The sequence below is a fragment of the Bacteroidota bacterium genome (assembly GCA_034723125.1).
GTDB lineage: Bacteria > Bacteroidota > Bacteroidia > CAILMK01 > JAAYUY01 > JAYEOP01.
This window is the reverse complement of sequence record JAYEOP010000068.1, coordinates 1-5201: the sequence shown is the minus strand read 5'-3', so window position 1 is coordinate 5201 and position 5201 is coordinate 1. Positions and strand designations below refer to the sequence as shown.

The 5201-nt window shown below is 28.3% G+C and carries 1 protein-coding gene; it reads right to left on the bottom strand.

What is annotated here, in order from left to right:
• Positions 1–5201 (bottom strand): LamG-like jellyroll fold domain-containing protein (locus tag U9R42_02160; protein ID MEA3494818.1); only part of this gene is annotated, 5201 nt, incomplete at both ends.

The following is a 5201-nucleotide window of genomic DNA, read 5'->3' as shown; positions in this document are numbered from 1 at the left end:
TATTTTTTCTCCATTAATATAAATTTTCTTTAAACCATTTTTAAAAGTCATTGTTACAAAATACCAACGATTATTTGATAATACTTTATTTGCAACAAGTGAATTCTGTAAATCAAATGCTAATTTATTTGATGAATTAACATAAAAATTTATCTGATTACCTTTGGAGAAAATACTCATATCAGAGCTTGAAGATGAAGATATTTTTATCCAAGAAGAAACTGTAAAAGCATCTGAAGAGTCTTCTACTACAGTATAAACATAATCATTTATCCCATCGAAATAATAAGCACTATCGGGATCAAGGAATCTATCATGAGTTGAAGTTGCACCCACATTAACTCCATGCAAGTAATTTCCACTTGAGTTATTTGCATTTCCACTAAATTTATAAAAGATGTCATTTTGGGATTCTTCTGTATAAACTGTAAATTTATGAATACATGTATCTGCACTTATATCATTGCTTGCTACACAAATATAATTTCCACCATCATCATAAGAAACGTTATTAACGCTATAGAATGAATCAGTTGAGTTAGTATCTAATGAACCATCAACATACCAGCTATATATTATTGAATCTCCGGTAACATTAGCAACTATTGCAATACTATCACATAATCTTCCATAAGAAGTTTTACATGATGTAAAATAAACAGGAGCCAAAAATTCATCACAACCTATATCGGGTGTTTGGAGATGACGCTGTTCTTTTTCAATATCAAGCTGAAAGCTGTCAAGTGGTATGGCTGCTCCATTAAGAGCCATATTTTTAACTTTATAATATGGGTCAAAGTTATTAAAATATGGGTCAACATTTAAAGAATTAATATCATTTGCTGTTGCATTTTGCCATTCACTTAGTGTGTTTTTTACAGAACCTTGATAATTTGCTAACAATATTGAACCTGCTTCAACATTATGTTCTTCTGCTTCCGAATAAAGAACATTATAATCACTATTGAAATGATTAGTATCAACCGTTGTAGCGATTGCATAAGAATAAAGACTAGATAAAATATTATTTCTAATAAAGATGTTATTTGATTCACCTATATTAAGTGCTGAAGATAAATTTTCTCCACTTTCTGAATATGCATATACATTTGAACGAACAGTATTATATACAAAATCAACATTGTAAGTTGAATCTATGATGACACCAAATGAAGTAGAACTATATCCTGTCATATTAATAAAATTATTATGAACTAAAGCATTTTTAGTTGAGAAATTAGATTTACTTAAATAAATACCACTAAAACGAGATTCGTTCTCATAATAAAGATCAGCATAAGCTTCTATTTTATTATATCCTATTTCAAAATTACTATCACAATATTCACAATAAATTGCATTGTATCCATTACTATTGCTTTCATAACCTAGGTCAGTTGTTATTATATTTTCATTTATTACAGATGACATTATTCCCGAACAATATATTCCACAACTGCTTTGCCCTTCAAAAACGTTTGATTGAATTACATTTCCTGAAGATTGGAAAGATGGATTATAATAAAATGTTAATCCAAAACCTGCATTTCTGAAATAATTTGAAATAAAACTATTATTATTATCAATAGTATTAGTTTCTGTATATGATAAAACAAGTGAATAAGCCGGGCTATTCATATCATAGCCTTCAAGATTAGTAGAAAAATAACAATTTTCAAAATTATTGTTTGAAGCAGCATTTGTTAAAATAACATTAATAGGTAGTCCTGAATTAACAACTATTGAAAAGAATGAAATTTTTCTAAATGTAATATAATCAGCACCATCTAATTTCACAATATAGTTTAATTCCCCAGCGGTATTACTACTTTGATGTGTAATAACTACTTTTGTACTATCATCATACATTGATTCAAAAACAATAGTAGAAGTATCAGTTGCACCTTGAATTTCATTTAAAATAAATTGTTCATTATAATTACCACTATCAACTTTAAACTTAACATTTCCTTTTATTCCATAATTATTAAGGTCATGAGCTGCTGCTGAAAATGATTGATAATCGTAACTTGTATCTTGTCCAATAGTATAAACTCCAGCTAATGGAGGTTCATATTCGTCTGCTCCAATATCAGGATTTATTGCATCTCTAGTTTGTCCGTCAATATCAAAATCAATTCCTGTAATTGGTATAGCTGCTTCATTTAGTGTATCAGATATTATATGCAGATTACTTTCTGATACAAATTCAGGATCTACTGAGAATGAATTAGAATCTTTGCTACTTGCAGATTGATATGCCGATAAAGAAGTTTTATTTCCATTCCAATAAACTAGATTAGTTCCTGTTGTATAAAAATCGTTATAATCAGATTCTGAAATAATTGATGGCTGACCTACATAATATGCATATCCTCCTGAATTATTTGCAAAGATATTATTTTTTATATAACAATTTGAACCACTGGATAAATGTATTCCTCTTGAATTTGAATTTGTTCCTGTTATATTTATTGTATTGTAAAAAACATCAGAATAATTATTTGCATAAAAATTCATACCATAAACAGTATTACTTGAGTCTGAGTGTAGATGAATAAAATTATTGAAAATTTTGGCTTTTAAAGATGAGGAGCCCGAATGATTATAAATATGTATTCCATAAGAAGTAGTAGGAGCTGTAACATCAATTTTATTTCCGTTAATTAATAAATTATCATTACAATTACTTGTGGAAATAGCAGAGATTCCATTTGGTGATGAAGAATCGGATTTTATAAAATTTTCTTGGATTGTTATATCTTTTTGGTAACCTATAAATATTCCTGTTAATCCAAAATATATAATATTATTTCCATTAATTTCTGTTCCATAGGAATATTGATTAGACAAATTGGAAAAATAAAATGCAAAAGAACCATTAAATAAAGTATTATTTAAAAATGTATTATAATTGTTTTTATCATCTTTTGAATAAATTAAAGCATAATTGTTAGATGTTTGATAAGTTGAAATTCCATTAATTATATTATTATCAAATGTATTATTATCAGAATAATTTGAAAGATGAATAACTCTTCCATAGCTTGTTCCTATAGACTTAATCGTCATATCTTCAAAACTAACGTATTTAGCACTATCCAATTTTATCACATAATTATTAGTTGAAGTATTTGCAAATTGCAAACTAACATCTATGTTATTACCACTTTCAGAGCGGAATGTTACAGTATTGCTTGATGAGGCTCCTGAGATATAATTAATTTTTATTTGTTCATTATAAACTCCCGAATCAGCAATAAATGTAACTTTATCTTTTACACCATATTGATTTAAAGCACTTACTGCTTGAGTAAAATTAATATAATTCCCTGTACTATCAGGTTTTATTGTATATGTTCCGAATAAAGGTCCGTAATTAAATTCATCAGCACCCATCTGTGGTGGTGATTGTCTTGGATCTCCGTCAATATCTATCTTAACTTCATTTAAAGTTATACCACAATAAAAAGTATCCATTAAATGTAGGTCTGTTGATGACCTAAAATTAGGCTTTGCCGATACTGAATTTGAATCTAAATTTGTTGCCGTTTGATAGGCAGATAAACTACTATACTTTGAACTATTTACATAAGTTAAATAACTTCCATTAGTATAAAAGCTATTATAATCGGAAATTGGTGGAGCTGAATTAAAATAAACTGCAAGTCCTGTAGAATTATTATTAAAAATATTGTTTTTAAAACTACAATATGCAATATCATCAGGCGAATAGAAAGCTCGTGAATTACTACTTCCTGAAATTATATTTACTGAATTATTAAAAACATTAAAATTATTACAATTATTCATTTCAATTCCTGAGACAATACTATTATTAGAACCTACTGCAATACTATTATTTGCAAACAAAGTGTTGGAATAACATTGTGAAATATTTATCCCAGCCCCTTCGTCATTTGTAATAATTTTTATTTTGTTTTTCACAATAGAATCAATAGAACAGTAGTAAAGAAAGATTCCTGAATAATCATAAGAACAAGTATTGGAAATAATAGTATTAGATTCTATTGTTACATTTTCATCATAATATACTAAAATCCCATATCCACGGAAATTTTCAATATAATTACCACTTATAATAATATTTGTTTCAGGATTTTGAACATCGTCTATTCCCTTAAGATAAATCCCATTGTAACAATTATTAATTCTGTTATTTTTTATAGTAATATTACTATCAATGTATGTGTAAGAAGAAAAACCGGATGTTTGGCCATATTCATAATCATGACCAATAATTAAATTATTATAAAAATTATTATTACATGCTGAATTTTCAATTTCTACTACATTTGAATAAGAATCGGTTGAAACAAAAGAGAGATTTTTGAAAGTAAAATAATCAGCTCCATTCAATTTCACAACATATCCGTTATTTGTAATAACAACATCACTGCTATCCGCTGTTGCTGACTGAAAAGTTATAGTCTTTGTTAAAGAAGCACCCATAACAGGCTTCAATGTAAGTTGCTCATTATATACTCCTGAATCAGCAATAAAAGTAACTGCACCGCATAATCCAAGCGAATCCAATGCATTAATAGCATCATTAAATGAATGAAAATCCCGTGAAGCACCACCAATAGTATAAGTTCCTGAAAGTGACTGTTGAACAATTATTTTTAATGTATCATTCAATGCGTTAGAATCAGGCTGAGTTCCATTTACATAAGAAGGATAAACTTTTAAATTGTATATAGTTCCTGAATTAAAAGAATAAGAACCCAAATTAACTAAGGTTGTGTCATTAGTCGCTAAACTCCCTGTCCATGCATAAGGTGTTTGAGCAACTCCGTTTACCATCCATTGAATAGTATCACTTGTAAGTGTTTTTAGTCCATTGTTTTTAAGAATAACAATAACATTTTGGCTTGCAAGGCATAATGGAATCGTAGGAGCAACAAGTTCTGTTATTCCTGCATCGTATTGCGCAGGTACATATTCATAAGCACCAAGTGTAGGTGAAACTCTGTTAGTATCATAAATATCATTTGTAACGAAAAGACCGTTTTGTCCAGCATTCAAACTTCCATTTGTATGTTTTAGGTCAGTTGAACTGTTAAAGTCAGGAATAATATTTATTGAATTAACATTTTGTGTTGTATCAGCAGATTTCCATGCACTTAAAGTTGAATATGGCGTATTATCCCAATATGCAATATTTGAGCTTGTTGAAT